Annotated in this window: 12 protein-coding genes; 5 read left to right on the forward strand and 7 right to left on the reverse strand. The window is 47.4% G+C overall.

Annotation, left to right across the window (positions count from 1 at the left end):
* The first annotated feature begins 54 nt into the window (after positions 1-54).
* Positions 55-849, forward strand: coding sequence for a ferritin-like domain-containing protein (locus Pan54_RS11310; RefSeq protein ID WP_146503585.1), 795 nt, complete (start codon positions 55-57; stop codon positions 847-849).
* Between the two features lie 175 nt (positions 850-1,024).
* Here the strand turns inward: Pan54_RS11310 and Pan54_RS11315 are convergent, their stop codons facing one another.
* The 5 genes from Pan54_RS11315 to Pan54_RS11335 form a co-directional block, all read right to left on the reverse strand.
* Complete coding sequence (locus Pan54_RS11315; protein ID WP_146503586.1) at positions 1,025-2,884, reverse strand: HEAT repeat domain-containing protein; 1,860 nt, start codon at positions 2,882-2,884, stop codon at positions 1,025-1,027.
* Between the two features lie 539 nt (positions 2,885-3,423).
* Positions 3,424-5,346, reverse strand: a complete 1,923-nt coding sequence (locus Pan54_RS11320; RefSeq protein WP_146503587.1) for an efflux RND transporter periplasmic adaptor subunit — start codon at positions 5,344-5,346, stop codon at positions 3,424-3,426.
* Between the two features lie 185 nt (positions 5,347-5,531).
* Positions 5,532-6,524 (reverse strand): aldo/keto reductase, encoded by a 993-nt coding sequence (locus tag Pan54_RS11325; RefSeq protein ID WP_146503588.1) that lies wholly within the window; start codon positions 6,522-6,524, stop codon positions 5,532-5,534.
* Positions 6,525-6,680: 156 nt separating this feature from the next.
* Complete coding sequence (rpiB, locus tag Pan54_RS11330) at positions 6,681-7,169, reverse strand: ribose 5-phosphate isomerase B (protein ID WP_146503589.1); 489 nt, start codon at positions 7,167-7,169, stop codon at positions 6,681-6,683.
* 224 nt (positions 7,170-7,393) lie between these two features.
* On the reverse strand, positions 7,394-8,146 hold the full coding sequence (locus tag Pan54_RS11335; RefSeq protein WP_146503590.1) for a PDZ domain-containing protein: 753 nt from the start codon (positions 8,144-8,146) through the stop codon (positions 7,394-7,396).
* Between the two features lie 481 nt (positions 8,147-8,627).
* Between Pan54_RS11335 and Pan54_RS11340 the strand changes: the two genes are divergently transcribed.
* Positions 8,628-10,097 carry a trypsin-like serine peptidase gene (locus tag Pan54_RS11340; RefSeq protein WP_165441732.1) on the forward strand — a complete coding sequence of 490 codons (1,470 nt, stop codon included), beginning with the start codon at positions 8,628-8,630 and terminating at the stop codon, positions 10,095-10,097.
* A 148-nt stretch (positions 10,098-10,245) separates the two neighbouring features.
* Here Pan54_RS11340 and Pan54_RS11345 read toward each other — a convergent pair whose 3' ends face one another.
* A complete protein-coding gene (locus Pan54_RS11345) occupies positions 10,246-11,061 on the reverse strand; it encodes a sulfite exporter TauE/SafE family protein (RefSeq protein WP_146503592.1) in 816 nt (271 codons plus the stop codon).
* 405 nt (positions 11,062-11,466) lie between these two features.
* Here Pan54_RS11345 and Pan54_RS11350 point away from each other — a divergent pair, with 405 nt between their 5' ends.
* On the forward strand, positions 11,467-14,022 hold the full coding sequence (locus Pan54_RS11350; protein ID WP_146503593.1) for an ATP-dependent Clp protease ATP-binding subunit: 2,556 nt from the start codon (positions 11,467-11,469) through the stop codon (positions 14,020-14,022).
* 41 nt (positions 14,023-14,063) lie between these two features.
* Here the strand turns inward: Pan54_RS11350 and Pan54_RS11355 are convergent, their stop codons facing one another.
* Positions 14,064-15,131, reverse strand: coding sequence for a hypothetical protein (locus Pan54_RS11355; protein WP_146503594.1), 1,068 nt, complete (start codon positions 15,129-15,131; stop codon positions 14,064-14,066).
* Positions 15,132-15,551: 420 nt separating this feature from the next.
* On the opposite strand from Pan54_RS11355, the gene Pan54_RS11360 reads away from it, so the two are divergent.
* Positions 15,552-16,502, forward strand: a complete 951-nt coding sequence (locus tag Pan54_RS11360; RefSeq protein WP_146503595.1) for a glucosamine-6-phosphate isomerase — start codon at positions 15,552-15,554, stop codon at positions 16,500-16,502.
* Positions 16,503-16,681: 179 nt separating this feature from the next.
* Positions 16,682-17,008 carry a hypothetical protein gene (locus tag Pan54_RS11365; protein WP_146503596.1) on the forward strand — a complete coding sequence of 109 codons (327 nt, stop codon included), beginning with the start codon at positions 16,682-16,684 and terminating at the stop codon, positions 17,006-17,008.
* The last annotated feature ends 4 nt before the right edge of the window (positions 17,009-17,012 follow it).

Raw genomic sequence — 17,012 nt, forward strand, 5'->3', positions numbered from 1 at the left:
GCATTCTTACTTTTGCGATGATTTTGACAATGTTATTTAACGGTGAATTTAAAAATGGAGCTGAGAGAATTTGCTGAGACGGTTTTACTGCAGCCCGATCTCGACCTGAAAATATCGGTCGGTGATGGTGATTGGACGGATGAAAGCCCAGGAGTAGCTCTTCGCGTTCCAGAACCAATGCGAAGTGCTTCTCTGCAGTTCGCTCTTCCTCGCGCTGCACCGGCGATGCCCAAGTTTGGGGGATTACACGAACCGGAACGACGGGCGATTGCTCATCACATCATGGCTAATCATGAATTGCAGGCATTGGAAGCGATGGCCTGGACGTTACTCGCTTTTCCTGATGCCCCTCAGGAATTTCGCATTGGTATGGCAGACATAATGAGGGATGAACAGCGGCACACTCGGATGCATGCCGAACGGGCTGCGAAGCTGGGAGTTGAGTTTGGATCGCTACCGGTCAATTGCTACATCTGGAAGAAGGTGCAGGAGTTTCAATCGGTTCTTGATTATGTCGCCGGGTTACCTCTTGTTTTTGAAGGAGCCAATCTGGATCACACTTTAGAATTTGCTCAGGCATTTTCCGATGTCGGAGACGAACGCAGTGCGGCATTGATGCGAGTGATTCATCGTGATGAAATTGAGCATGTTCGATTTGGGTGGGCATGGATGAATCGTCTGGCCGAAGAGAATGAACAGATTTGGGATGTCTGGATGAAACATTTGCACTGGCCGCTCAGACCACTCAAAGCCAAGGGGGAACAGTTCCAGCGGGAGGCGAGACTTGCAGCAGGGATGAGTGAAGAGTTTGTGGATCAGCTGGAAAATTTCAGGAGTGAGGATGAGTGATAACTAGGATACGTTTTGAAACCACGGATGGACACGGATGATCACGGATTTTCAGAGTTCGTATATTATTGTATGGACGTCGTCCCCTCGCTGACGCTTCGAGTTAAGAAACAGAAATAAAAAAACGGCGTGCTTGTTGGCACGCCGTTTTTGAATTGATGGTTATCCGCAACTACTATTTTTCGTACAGACATTCCAGAGCGATGTTAGCAGCATCGCGAACTTCCGGAGCGGCATGAGCCGAGATGAACTGCAGTTCTGCCACAACGATGTCAGGAGTTTCTCCCAAGCCACCGAGTGAAAGAGCCGAGGCACATCGCACCTGATCATCGATATCCCGCAAGCCACATCGCAAGGCTTCGATGGCATATGGTTTAAGTTTTCCAGTGACTGATCCCAAAGTATGGGCAGTCAACCAGCGAACCTGAACATCTTTGTTTCGCATCATCGCTGTGAGACGAAACATCGCATCGACATGCTCAGGATTATGCTTGAGCAGTGCTTCAGAGATATAGAGACTGGAAAGCCCATCGGCACTCACAAGAGCCGTTTCGAGGATTGGAACAATCGTCTCAGATTGTCTCGACATATCTCCCAGATACATCGCTGATAACTGAACCGCTTTCTGATCATCGCAAGTGACGACTTCTCCCAGAGTTTTCGTCACTTCATCGATGGACTGATTCCAATGATACAAAGTGCAGGCGGCATGAGCCCGGACATTCGGATCGGAATCATTCATCATCTCGGCAATGACATCGGATAACAGGACGGAATCCCCCCCCCGTTCGTAAGCCCGACGCAACCCTTGAATTCGCAGGTTGGTCTCATCGCTGGTCAGCAATTCTGCGATTTGCTTAATTTCTGCAGAACTGGAGGCCGTTTCCGGTTTACGTTTGACTGCTGAAAGTGCTCCGGCATTTCTCCAACTGGTATCCCCGAGTGCTTCATCAAGCAGGTGCAGAATGTCGTTGGATATTGCAGGAGTTGTCGCAACCGCAGTTTTCTTCTCTGGTTTAGTAGATTCTGCTTTTGCAACTTCAACTTCAACTTCGATTGCTTCAGAGTCAACGGAGTCATCAATGACGAGCTTGGCTGTGGACTCACTCACCTCTGCAGTATCCTCGACAGCGAACGCTTCTTCTGGAGTCGTCTCATCTTTGGATTCGGCGACATCACTTGTCACTGGCTCATTGGTCCAGGCAAATTCTTCATTTGATTTTTCTGCAGCTTTTGCCACTGCAGCAGCCACTTCGGTATTGGCCCATTCAGGCATTGAACCAGCATCAGCCAGAATTTCTTCAGAGACCTTGGTCGATTCGCTAACTTTTTCAGAAACTTTTTCTGCAAGTTCCTGCTTCTTGACCGACGCGTCTGCATATGAGGCCAGATCGAACGCCACATCGATTTCGGAACTGTCCTCAACTTCTGCCTGTTCAATTTTCGCTGAATTTTCCAGCATTTCTGCAATAAATTCTTCACTTTCGGCTACAGGAGCAGATTCGGGCTTAGATTCGATTAGCTCTGCAATTTGCTTTGACAAGGCATCTGCATCGGAGACAGACTCTCCGAGTTGACCATCAGCCGCTGTTGGAATATCCAACTCAGCTGTTTGTTTGGCTGCAGAAGTGGCTTCGTCGAGAAGATTCTGCTCTCGAGATTTCTCTTCTAATTTCGCCTTTTTACTGTCTGTGCGTTTGACCCAATTTACAAAGCGGGTGAAACGCCCTGGCTTTTCGGCTTCGGCTTCGGTTGCAGTTTCCTTCTCAGGCTCAGGTTCTGGTGCTGTCGTGACCAGGGGCTCTTCAATCGTACGACTGAGAGTGGCTTCACGAACAACGATTTCTTCCTCGTTCGTGACAACGCTTTCCAAGCCTTCCGAGAGTTTCGTTTCTTCAGCCGATTCGGTGAGATTCTCAGCTGGCACAACAGGCTTCTGGCCCAGAATGCTTTCTTTAAATGATGGTCCCATTTGACAGCCCGTCAGGGATGCTGTCATTAAGCCACATGTCAGATAGGTTCGAATCTTCGACATCGTATGAATCCTTCCGTGATGTCTCGCAAAGGTCGAGCCGAGTCTTACTTCCGTGTTTTTGACTCCGACTCATAATGAAAGCTTACGAATTGCATTTCGAACTCTTCGAAATCAGCCCGACCCGTAAGCATCATCATTCTTATCGAACCAGAATGGCCCCGACTTTTAGCATTTCGGGGAGAACCGAACATCTCAGCCTATTCCTCCCTGTTTAACATTCAGGGAACTGCACTCAAATTTCTGTGAAATTTGACAGACTTGGGCGGTTGCAAGAAAAGCGAATTTCATTGCTTCACCAATATAAAGGGGGTTCTGCAGTCAGATGGGCATCAAACTTCAGCAAGAAGCTGGATTTGTCCTTGCCGCACATTGCAGAAAATGACATCGACGATATGACTACCAGAGATTGACCGAATTGCTAATCGAAAGCCGTCCCCTCGCTGACGCTTCGGGTTAAGATACGTAAGCGATGGCGAACTCTAGTAATCGCTATTTTGTATCTGGAGTTTCGCTAAACTCTAGAAATAAGCGATAATTCTCTATGGAGTGCGCTTTCGCCTGTAGAGAATGTATCCCACAATCATTGCCGCCAGAACAATTGCGACACCTGCCCCAAGAATGAGAAATGGCAGCATTGTCGATTCTGACTTTCCCTGTAACGCCTCTGGCATTTTTATTCGGGGTTGCTCTTCCGATTCTTCAGTCGCCACACCTGAATTTGCTTTTGTGGTCTCGTTTTTGGTAACCATGTTTTCAGATGAAGAACCAGAATTTAATTTCAACTTTGCAATTTGATCCCGTTGCGATTCGGTCAGCATAATGGAGAGATCTTCTTTCCATGCGGAAAGAATTTGCGTTGTTCGTTCGAGCAGTTGATCTGAAGAGCCACTCGACTGGAAATATTTCTGGATCACTTCTTCGCGCTGATCAATCAACAGGTTTCGCGTCTGCTTTAATTGATGAGCCTGTTCGGGAGTGACAGCCAAAACATTTTGACCTTGAGGCGTGAAAATTAACTGATATCCAAATCCTGAGAAAAGAGCCATTAGTTGAGCTTTTGGAGAGCGAGTGGTCCGAATGGGGGATATCGCCAGTAAATAGTCCTGATTCAAACTTTCAACGGCACGTAAATAATCACTGAGTTTTCCAGCAGGCGTAGCAAGTTTTAAATCGTCGATGCGTTTTAATGCCAGTCGTTTCTGGATCGCTTCCTGAACGTAGTACGAATTCACTTGGCGGAAGAATGCCAAGTCGACTTTTTCAATTCCAAATATTTGCGAGAGCAAAGAAGTGTCGGTCAGGCACAGTGGATACTCATTCGGGAGCAAGAGGGAATCGAGCAATGCAGGACGTTGGAATGTTATCGATGTCGAAAACTGCTCCGTAGTATTCGACATCGACGTTGGAGTGATATCTACGCGCGATTCTGCCAGCGCGGGCATTGCTGACACGAATTGTTTGGGAGTGAAAATCGTATCTCCTTTTGAGAACAAAATCGTACCACCAATCGGTAGCCAGTTTGGAGAGCCATCTTCCAGATTCTCTTCTGATCGTTCGACAATTTTATCACCTTCTCGAAATGCACCGACAACCAGTGTTTTTTGCTGACCGACATCGCCAAGAATCGAGATTGGAATCGAAGTCACTTCACCCTCTGCGGCTTGAAGAATGACCTGAGGATCGAATCGATTTAATGCCAGTGCAAATTCTTCGGGAACAATCGCCATGGGAGAAATGGGGAGAAATGCCAGTTCTCCATCTACAAGGAGTTCATCACGATTGTCGATGGCGATAACGGCAATGGCCAGATGATCGAGTAGAGAACGAAATTGAGCCGCATCTTTTCCAGGAGGTAATAACTCAACCACAGTGCCAGCGATACGCCCTTTACCTAGCAGAACGGGAACTTGCTGCCCTGGGGAAATGGTGGTGCTGTCGACTGGAACACGCAATTGCATGTAAGAGGTTTGGATGATCCGCAAAGCAGGTTGCCCTGCCTTGACGAGTTCTTTTTCAAGAATATGGATGCGGTCAGCAATGCCGGTAAAAGGACTTGTGATTGCCAGATTTCGAAACCGTTCGGCAATTTCTCTCAATTCTGATTCCGCTGCCAGACTCAACTGTGTGACTGAGGCGATTTTTTCCGCATCAGCTCCCTGCTCTGCTGCGGTAAACTGAGAACGAATGTTGTTGTAATTCGTTAACGCACGACGAAGTTCGGTATCAAGGCGATCGACCTGGAGTCGCAGTAACATCTCGCCTGATTGAACTTTATCTCCCAGACGAACAGACATATCCGCGACTCTTCCGCTGCCTGTGGTGCGAATCGTTTCAATAATGGCAGGCCGCAACTGAAACAGCGGAGCTTCAATCGATGTATCAACTCGTGGAAGCTTTTCGTCTGCCGAAAGTGTTAAGTGGCAGGAAACAATAACCAGTAGAATGCACAGGAGTGATTTCATGAGAACACAACAGAATGATTGAGACTTGGTTTCAGATTTAGGATCAAAAACATCCTTCTCTTTAACTTTATAAAATACTGGAAGAACATCATCGATCAAAACCGATATTACGCATCATTATTAAGATCAGGTGAAATTCTGAGCCGCCGCGAGCTTTCCCTTCTCACCAGAATAGTCGAAAGCTCTTAATTCCAGTTGAGTTGGCTTCTTGTTTTCCAGTAACTGGCAGCATCCTCATGTAATGAACGGAATGCGATTTCGAAATCCTCGTCGATTATCACTTTTGACGCAGCAAGATTCGATAATAAGTGCTCTGAAGTTGCGGCTCCACTCAGGACGACATCAACCCAGGGTTGCTGAATCACATACGCCATGCATAAGGCATCGATCGTTGTTTCCAGCCGTTGAGCGTGAGACTGTAGTAAATTGAGTTGGGCAGCAAATTCGGGAGATCGATTCCTCTCTGTCAAACGTCCGTTTGCTAGAGATTCTTTGATAATAATTCCCATTCCCTGTCGATAGGCCTCCTCTAATGCGGGGCCAGCAGAGCGTTCGAGTAAATTCCAGGTCGCCTGCACCGTATCGAATAACAGTCGCTTGCCATTTCGTATGGTCAGGGCTTGCTCAATCACTTTGGATTGCTCTGGCCCGCTCACACTCAAACCAATAGCAAATCCAAATTCTTTGAGTTCTTTCAACCGATTGAGCACAGCGTCATTGCGTAGCACTCCACTTTCGAGCGTCGCGGAATGGATTTGATACAGATTCAGGTGACTGGATAATAACGCTTGCGATTCTCCCCACTGCTGATTCAATCGTTCCAGTGAATGCTGTTTTTGTTCGTGGACCTCTGCATCGATTTTCCAGTCAGCAGTGTATTCGTAACCCCATTTTGAGCCGACGGTCATCTCCTGCTGATCGGGGTGAGCAGCGATCCAGTGACTCAAAAACTGCTCGGCTTTTCCGTAGGATCGAGCGGCATCAAAATAACGTACTCCCGCTTCATAGGCAGTTTGCAGAACTTCTGCAGCACGGTGTTGCATGAGCGTGGAATCGTATTCCTCATCGAGATCATCAGCATGTCCCAGATTGATATATCCTGGACGTCCCAATGCGGCCAACCCCAAACCGACCGGAGAAACTTTCAAACCACTTTGACCTAACTCTCGCAGTTCCATTTGATAACATCTTTTCAGCAGAGATCGCAGGTTGGGTTAAGCAGAATGCATAATCCAAAGTCTCGAAGTGATAAATCGATATGCTTACTGTAAACATTTGCTGGGTTACGCTTCGCAAACCCAACCTACTGATAAAACATTCGAGACCTCTGTGTATCAAGTCGCAGAATAGCCACCATCCAGAGCTTTCTGTTCGATTGCATTGATCAAATCGACACGTTTTTGATGACGTGGTTGAGGGGTATATTGGGCATGCAGGAATGCTTTGACCACCTCAAATGCGAGAGCAGGACCGATAACGCGAGCCCCCAGGCAGAGCACGTTCATGTCGTCATGCTCCACACCCTGATGAGCGGAATAGGTATCGTGACATAAGCTTGCGCGGATGCCGGGAATCTTGTTGGCCGCAACACTCACACCGACTCCACTGCCACAAACCAGGATGCCTCGTTCTGCTTTTCCAGTGAGAATCAGTTCTGAAACTTTTTCCGCAAAGACCGGGAAATCGGCAGGAGCTTCATCGTGAGTTCCACAATCGACGAATTGGACGGAAAGCTTGGAGAGATACTCTGCCAGTTCCGACTTCATCAGAAAACCGGCATGATCTCCACCGATCGCAAGACTCTGGCACGCTAACGCATCCATGGAATGAATAACTTTCGTCGAAATGATCACATCTGTGATCGATCAAATAAAATAGAAGTTGAGCGGAAACAAATTTGAAAGCATGACCAGCAGTGTACCGGCTTGGAATTCCGAATCCAAGTTGGATGAATGAGCAACGATGTAATGAGGGACAAACCCACAAAAAAAGCCTCCCGGAAAAGCCGGAAGGCTGAGTGACTATCAATTTCACTTATATTTACACATTAGTTCCCAAAGGAAATTCCAAAACGGATTCCATTGGAGCTCCACAAATCAGTCGAGGCTGTTCTGTTTCCGTAAGAGTGATTGTTGGATCGAAAACTGTTCTGCTGATCATTTCTTGGAGTCCACTGTTGATTTCCTCGCGGCTGATTCCCCCACTGTGGATTGTTTCCGCGATGGTCGTCGTCATGGTGGTTCTCAAAAACTGGTCCTGAAGGGCCTCGTTGATTGTATTGATTCTGATTGGGAAATACCGGGTTGCGATTGAAATCATCATAATGATTACGCCCGCAGTGGTTTCCTCTGCCAGTCTGCAAAGTCGCCACGATACGTTCGACGCGTCGTCGTCCACATTGCTGGACATGGAAAGTTGGAACACCACGACCAGCAGCCAGTGCTGATTCCCAGTCATGCAGGCAGCCGATTCGGTAGCCTTCGACACGCAGAATAATATCACCTTCACTCAATCCGATGCGGCAGGCTTCAGACCCTGGAATGACGCTACGAATTAACATTCCGTCCCTAGTAATCTGGCCTGTGAATCCAAGGATGGCATTACAGTCAACCAAGCCAGTTTCCTGTCGAATTGGTGAAAACTGTGGTTGTACAAACGGTGGCTGTTGTGGCTGGAATGAACGAGGATTGTAGTCATATTTCATTCGTGACTGACGGCTGTAATCCTGAGCATTCACACTGCTTGCCACAGATACGATGATGGTTACTAAAGCGACTGTATTGAAAAGTGATGTTCTCATTGTATGAACTCCTGAAATTTTATTGACTCGAATGTTGCTCGTCTCATTCCATAAAGCGAAAACCAGCAATTTCGAGGGACATGGAATTCATAAATATTTGATTGTTTTCTGATTTCGATTCATTCAGCCTGAGTGACACCTGATTTTTCAATCCGTCTGAATGGATTTCATCGCAGAGAGCCAACTGCAAAATTCAAAGTAAATGCAATGTTTCCTATATGTTGAATTCCGTAAATCTGAAAAGGTGTCAGTCATATCCCTGCACAAAAATCTAATCTGATAAATTTCGCATGAGTTCTCGACTTTCAATATTGCGGTTTCGTTCACTAACTGTATAGTCGTGTTGACTAATTTTAAGTTCAATTTTTGCAAGTAATTGCGGGACCAGGCAATGAAAATTGAGACGATTATAATTCTGATATTGTTTTTGGGCATTCTGTCGGGCTGTGACAAAATAGGCTCGCAAGAAGCTCCCCCCACGGTGGAAAATACTGTTTCACCCCCAGCCTATAATCCGTATATCGACCCTCAAACTGGCCTGCCAATCCAAGCGCCCAAACCGCCAGCAAAAGACTATGAACTCACTGTCACTACGGATATTTACGGCACAACTATTCGCGTCAAAGACGCGGTCAAAGAAGAAGTGATTGACTCCAAAGAGTTGACCAGGGGCGACCTGGAAGCAAAATTCACGATTCCGACGAATACCGATTATATTGTCGAAGTCGAAGGTTATGGTAACTTGCAACAGATTGATTCCCAAAAAATGGAAGACGATCAGACTGTCGAACTCAAACTCGACTTACTCTTCGGCTCTGATTTTCGGGAACTGTTGAAATCGGCCACGTGCCTCGTGCAAATGCCAGATGGAGGATTTGGTTCAGGCTTTTTGTATGGAGATCGCCAAACCATCGTTACAGCTGCTCATTGTGTTGCGGCTAAAAATGTAGGCGATCTTACCTACACGTTTTTTCCTGACGAAGATCGGGAAGTGACTTTCAAAGATGCGCGACTGATGTTCTACGATCAAAAGCAGGATGTCGCAGTTCTAAGACTTCCCGAACCTGTCCCGGCTGATCATTACTGGTTGTGGTCGGCGGGTACCGCGACCAATGGTGCCGATGTGATGGTCATGGGAAATCCCGGTCGCAATGGGGAATACGATCCGATGTATGCTCGCACCTGCAAAGTCGCCGATGTTCGGCCGGATGAATTTCGTCTCGACGTCGAAATTTATCCCGGATACAGCGGTGGTCCGGTGGTCCTCGAAGGGACCAGTGAGGTGATTGGGATTGTCAGTTACAAAATTATCCGATCGACCGACTATCAGCAGCTAGGTTATTCCTTTGCCCGTTCCGGCGATATTGCCGCAGACGCCTACGAGCAATGGAACAGCTTGGCGACCTCAGATCTGCAGGAACGTAGCATCGAACGTGTTGAAGAACGCTACTCCCGAGAATTTGGACGCCACCTCGCCAACAGCACAGCCGCAGCTTATTACGGAGATTCAGCAGTTTACACCCTCATTTGCATGTCGTTGACGAATGATTACCGAATGTACATGATCAAAAAAATTGCCAGTCTGCCCCCCTTAACGCTGTCTCAACGTAACCTTGTGATGAGAAATGCTCACAAGGAATACATCAAAGATGTCGCTCCCGAAATTGCAGAAAAGGTGCGTGAACGCGTTTCTCCCAAACTCAGAGGTACCAATGTCGATAAAGATCACGAACTTGTCATGGCTGATGAATCCGTGAATGAAGTTGTGAAGAAATCACTGGTGAAAGCGCGAGAAGGCTATCTCGAATTGAAGGAAGCGGCTGAGACCATCGTGAAGCAGGATGGTGGCAAAGATCGAAGTGCCGACGAATTTGAAAAATACGTCGTGGACCTTTGGAGTGACGTCCGCTTTCATAGCGAAGAAGTCCTCGATTCGACCGCGAGTCGATAGAGACTTACTCGCTCCCAATTCCTCAATGATAAACGAGACAAGCACGAAGCGCAGCGAGTCTGTTTGGTACACGTTACTCTGACACACTCCTTGAGTTTCGTTCTCGAAGAGGCGATCTTTATATCCTGAGATATGGCCAATCTGGCAGCTACGCTACGCCCCTAATCCCTGTTTTTTGCAGTGTCGTTGTCGTTTTTTCGGGAGCAGATTTCTCTCCATCCGGAGCTCCGCGGATGATCATCAGTGATGATGTGACTGCGAGCATGCTGAGAATCAGATAGCGAAAGAGTCGAGGATTGATTTTTTCGCCGACCCGGACACCGATTTGTCCACCGAGAAATCCAAACGGGATCACAAAAGCAGATAAAAACAAGATTTCGCGACCAACCAGATCAGTCGCCATCAAACCAAATAACTTGATGGTGGTAACAACGAGCAGAAATGTCGTCAAAAAGGCTTTCGTCTTTCTGGGGGACCACGGCTGACGAGCAGCATAAATTGCGATAGGTGGTCCACCAATCGTGACGGCTCCTGCCAGAAATCCGCTGGCTGCTCCTGCAAGAATTGTCCACAGGTTCGATGTCGTTGTTTCTGTCGAAACGGTTGCCTTTCTCACGAGTCCATCAATTGCCATCGCCAGAATGATGAGCCCTGTAAAGCGAACGAGCAAATCATCGTCTACATAGACCAGAACTGCGATCCCCAGAGGCAATGCAAGCAATGCGGATGTCACTGCCAGCAGGATTGATTCTCGAACCATCTCTTTGCGATAAGCCCAGGCTGCCAAGGCAATCGGGGCAAATGCAGAATAGGAAACAATGAGATTGGCTGGCTTGACTCCCAGAAAAAAGGGCAACAACGCCATCGCCACAAGTGCATATCCAAACCCGATTGCACTTTGAACGACTCCAGAGAATAAAATAATAACGGCTATCGCCGTCATTTCTAAAACGCTCAATTCCATTAGAACTTAACTTCTGTGTGGGATTTGGAAAGAATTCTCGATTCCGGAAAGAATCCTTTGCCGGATCGGGAACACTTATCTTGTCGTGTGGGGTGTGGACAACTAAAATAACTGGGTGGCGGGATCTGCAGTGGGGAAACCAGTTCCCAACCCATCAAGACATTTCAATATACTGGGTCAGGAGGATTATAACGATTTTAATTTCCTTGACCCTCTTTTTAGTCCAACCATTTGGCTCACGGTGTTCAGTCGCGTACTATTGTAGAGTCACGAGTACCTGATTAAAGTGAATTCAATATAACGGAATACCCACAGGCAACCCAAATCCAAAAATTAAGTTGCTGAATTCGGGTTTGCGAGAAAGAATCATTTCTCAGACACACCCACTTAAGGAGTAAAGTTTTTATGTATGAACGTTTCACTGACCGAGCAAGAAAAGTGATGCAGCTGGCCAACCAGGAGGCCCAGCGTTTCAATCACGAATACATCGGCACCGAGCATATTTTGCTGGGACTGGTTAAAGAAGGTTCCGGAGTTGCCGCAAACGTTCTGAAAAACCTCGAAGTCGACCTGCGAAAAATTCGCCTGGAAGTCGAAAAGATCGTTCAGACTGGGCCCGACATGGTCACGATGGGCAAGTTACCGCAAACTCCGCGTGCGAAAAAGGTCATCGAATATGCGATGGAAGAAGCGCGGAACCTGAATCATAACTATGTTGGCACAGAGCACTTGCTGCTCGGATTACTACGCGAGCAAGAAGGCGTTGCCGCTCAGGTTTTAATGAACCTGGGTATGAAACTCGAAGATGTCCGGGAAGAAGTCCTCAACCTGCTTGGCCACGGACTTGAAGGAGCAGAGTCTGGCGAACGAGCCGGAGCCGCCGGCAGTGGCGCCAAAGCCGCCAAGAGCAGCAAAACCCCTGCCTTGGACAGCTTCGGTCGCGATTTGACTGAGCTGGCCCGTCAGAACAAACTCGATCCTGTTATCGGTCGCGAATCTGAAATCGAACGCGTCATTCAGATTCTCTGCCGACGCCAGAAAAACAATCCTGTTCTTCTGGGAGAAGCCGGTGTCGGAAAAACCGCCATCGTCGAAGGTTTCGCCCAGATGTGTGTTGAAGGAAGTGTCCCTGAGATTCTGGCCGAAAAACGAATCGTCGTACTCGATCTGGCGATGATGGTTGCCGGTACGAAATATCGCGGTCAATTCGAAGAACGTATCAAAGCCGTGATGAATGAAGTTCGTCGTGCGAAAAATACGATTCTGTTCATCGACGAATTACACACCCTGGTTGGAGCCGGTGGAGCAGAAGGCGCGATTGATGCGTCCAATGTTCTCAAACCTGCATTGAGCCGTGGCGAGTTGCAGTGCATCGGTGCGACGACGCTTGATGAATATCGCAAATACATTGAAAAAGATTCTGCACTGGAACGTCGCTTCCAGAGTGTGATGGTCGATCCACCGAGCCAGGAACAAACCGTGCAAATTCTGTACGGCTTGCGGGACCGTTACGAAACTCATCACAAAGTGCAGATTACCGACGATGCAATTCAAAAGGCAGTCGAGCTTTCATCACGCTACATCACTGGTCGCTGTCTTCCTGATAAAGCGATTGATGTCATCGATGAAGCTGGTGCTTACGTTCGTCTGAAGACAATGGTTCGTCCGCCCGATTTGAAAGAAATCGAAGAAGAGATTGAGCGACTCAATCAACAGAAAGAAGATGCGGTTGCCAATCAGGACTTCGAAAAGGCTGCCAGCTTGAGAGATCAGGCTGATAAAGTCAAAAAGAAGAAAGAGAACATCACTCAGGAATGGAAAGAAAAGTCCAAAGAACAGGGTGGGCTGGTTGATGCGGAAATCGCTGCGACAGTCGTTGCAAAAATGACGGGCGTTCCGCTGACGCGACTTTCCAGTGAAGATGCCGTTCGTCTGCTCCAGATGGAAGAAGATTTGCATCGTCGCGTAATCAGTCAGGATGAGGCGATCAAGCAGGTTTCCAAAGCGGTCCGTCGTTCTCGCAGCGGATTGAAAGATCCGAAACGACCAACTGGCGTATTCCTGTTTGCTGGTCCAACCGGTGTCGGTAAAACATTGCTCGCCAAAACACTGGCCGAGTTTATGTTTGGGGATCAGGATGCATTGATTCAAATCGACATGAGTGAATATCAAGAGAAGCACAACATCAGTCGTCTGATCGGTGCCCCTCCCGGCTACGTCGGCTACGAAGAAGGTGGTCAGTTGACCGAGCAGATTCGCCGTCGTCCTTATGCTGTTGTGTTACTCGATGAAATCGAAAAAGCTCATCCCGACGTTTACAACATGTTGCTGCAGATCATGGAAGAAGGCCATTTGACCGACAGTTTCGGTCGTAAGGTCGATTTCAAAAATGTGATCCTCATCATGACCACAAACGCCGGTGCTCAGGTCATTTCCAATGCAACACCGTTCGGCTTCTTCAACAATAAGGATGAAGAAACGTCTTATGATACGATGAAGAAAGAAGTTCAGCAGGTTCTGCAGAAAGTCTTCAAACCGGAATTCCTCGGACGTCTTGATGAAGTGGTCATCTTCCGTAAGTTGACCAAAGAGAATCTGCGTCTGATTGTCGATATCGAACTCAAGAAAGTCCGCGAACGTCTCAAAGAACGAGGCTTGACTCTCGAACTTTCCGACGAAGCTCGCGACTTCCTCATCGAAAAAGGCCGCGAAGGCGACAATCTCGAATACGGTGCTCGACCATTACGACGTTCTGTCGAAATGTATGTTGAGGATCCGCTGGCTGAAGAGTTGTTACGGAATGCCTTTGAAGGTAAAAACCGGGTTAAGGTCGCCATTAAGGAAGTTGGCGAAACCAAGCAACTCGACTTCGAATCTTACATGCAGGAAGAAGCCGATACCGAAGAACTGGCAGCTGTCGGTTCTTCGGGAGACGATTCCGCAGATAAGACTGATTCGTAAACGACGGTTTCAATTAAGATGTATCCAAACGCCCGATGACTTCAAGTTGTCGGGCGTTTTTTCTCGTCGATGAGAAACTCCGTTGTTGGAATTCGGTCGACACTGTATCGGGCCAAGATATAAACCCCGACAACACTGACCCAGTAATAACTGCGTAAGAAACCGTCAACGGCACAAACCCAGAGAGTTTTCCAGAGATTCTGAAACCCTCCAGCTCCCTCGGAGAACGTGGCGTGATCGCGATTGGTGACGTCAGCCAAACTCTCTCCTGAAATTTGAGAGACGAGCCGATCGAGCCAACTCCATGTGATCATGGAGAGTTCTCCGATGACCGTCTGAATCAGAATTCCAAATATCATACAGATGGTAAAAAAGAAGAAAATGGAAATCAGCCGAGAGCGAATGTAATCGAAACTTCTGCTCCAGGCATCAAACCCATCACCATCTTCGATCATTAAAGAAGCGATAATTAAGGGCCAGCCGAGCATCACTCCAAGCGTGAAGACAATCATCATGAAAAACAAAAGCATAGCCGGACCATATAAAATTCCGCCGATCCATGGCCCAATCGAAATAATGTTTTCCGTGGCTACACAGCAATAGCCGAGTCCTCCCAGGAAGAAGATCAGCAGGCTTGGGAAAAGAAAACTGAGCCCAACGGAGGGAAACTTTTTAAAGCTCAGGAGCACCGAATTTTCAAGACAGGTACTCTCACCCGTGGTGAACAATGCCCCAGCCATCCGGCAGATGATGAGTCCTGAAATCATATGCACAAGTAGAGTCAGCGTTAAATTCCAGAAGTAAGCCGAATAAGAAAAACCGGCAAGAATCTGTAACCAGAAGAAAAAAGTCACATTGGGTGAGACGGCTTCAAAAAAGACCTGATCCCATTGGTGATAGAGTTCACGAAATGAGGGAAGATGTTCCCCTCCAGTGATATGCAACGTGAAGACATCAATGGTGATCAGTAAATAACTGGCAACAAATCCGACCAGCAGAATTGGAACCCGCGCTGCAATTCCCGGTACCCGCATCAGGTGCAACCAGGGAAACATTCTTCTCCAGCCTAAAAAACCGGGTTCTTGAAACTGCTGAGGTGCATCCATCATGACAGGCCTGAGATAATTCTAAGAATAAGAGTTGAGCAACGCACTATATTTTGGCAGTATTCTGACTGAAGCAAGCCGACCGTACAGGTTGTTTCTGTACATGTGACAGGACCTGAATAATTGATGCTCTTGAGTTTGCTAATGTAGCGTTTTTTGTAATGCGAGTTAAGAGGACCACAATAAAGTTCGATTCATCGAATCGCGGGATGGTGAAATCCGCCGGAAAGTTATTTCAGATGATCAAAATTGTTCAGATTAAATCATTTGATGTTCCTGATGGGTCTGACATTTTCCATTTGAAAAATCTCGCTGTGTTGGAATGCTACTGAGGATCATTTAAGATAATCGTCTGAGAACTACCACATCGCTCGACAACTTAAAACATTTGCACTGCCCGCAATCAATAAGGGAACTGAGAACATGGACCTGACGGATACAATTCAAGGCTCGTTACTGGAGAACTTTTTTCCTGCTGGCTGGGATTTGAGCGCAATCGATGCTTGCGTCCACAGTGACCCGGCGACTCTTGATAATCGTGAAGAGTGGTGGCATGACGAATTTTTCGCTTTGCCCTGCAAGTCACTGGGAGATTTTGAAACTTTCATGGGACACGAAATCGCCATGACAATCAAGCAGGCGAAAGATGAAGGACGAGATATTGCTTTCATTTTGCCAGTTGGTCCCATGGGAATGTATCGCTGGGCAGTTTACTTTCTCCAGGAATGGAATGTCGATTGTCAGCACGTACACGGATTCAACATGGATGAGTGGAGTGATGCCAACGGAGACACTCTTCCGTCAAGTAATCCAGGTGCTTTTCAATATGCCATGGAAAAGGCCTTTTACGGACCGCTCGGAAAATTAACCGTTCCGGAATCTCAACGAAACTTTGCCACCAAAGATGTTCTCCCAACTTATGAAGATCGGATTGGAGAATTGCGTTCCAAAGGTGCAGATCTCGTGGTTGTTTATGGCATTGGACGCGTTTGTCACATTGCCTTCTGGGAACCCCAGTTTGCCGGCGAGTACGAAACAGAAGCCGAATGGCTGGCGCAATCGCATCGCATCGCCGCGAAGTTGCACCCTTTGACAATCGAACAGAATGCGATCACAAGTTTCAAAAGTCGAACGACACTGGTTCCTGCACGAGCCAATACAATCGGTCCTGCATTGTTCGCTAAAGCCGATAAAGGCATTGGCGGGGCAGACGGTGTATTCAATCGTGGCATGCAATGGCAGGGCTTGAGTATGTGGATGACATTGCACCACCAGCCGTCCACATGGATTCCTTCAACGTACATGCCGAAACAAAAAGGACGATTGTTCTACCTGGAAGAATTGGCAGGCCCATTAGTTGCTGATTGCAACTAAGTATGACTAGAACATATTCAAAAATTACCTGCAGCGTTCAGCAGGAGCAAACACAGCTTTTTTAGGACATTTTATGTCCATGCGACTGCAGATACCATTTGAAAATGGGCTAGCGGGGTCTGCAGGACAGGCCCCGTTTATTTTACTTTTTTGAAAATGAAGTACTCGGGAGATTGGTTTTGGCTAAGTGTGACCAGGGGTATCTCTGTGAGATTTGTGGTGAGCCTGTAAAGAATATCGTCGAAAGTTCACTTTATCTGCGATACGTTCTGGGTGAAGTGCAGCTGCATGAACTGTTTGGCAAGCCGGAGCGCCACCTCAAGTGCGATCACGATCTCGCTCAGTTTATTCGTCACGAGAAGTTTGAGCATAACCCCGAACTGGTCGCTGCAAGCGGAACCGCGACTCTTCCGAATGATAAATGCGAACGTGTAACACAAGGCTGGGTCAGACTGCGTGAAGTGGTCCACATGGGAATTCCGATTACGGAATATCCACTGGAGTAGAGTG

This window comes from Rubinisphaera italica (genome assembly GCF_007859715.1).
Taxonomy (GTDB): domain Bacteria; phylum Planctomycetota; class Planctomycetia; order Planctomycetales; family Planctomycetaceae; genus Rubinisphaera; species Rubinisphaera italica.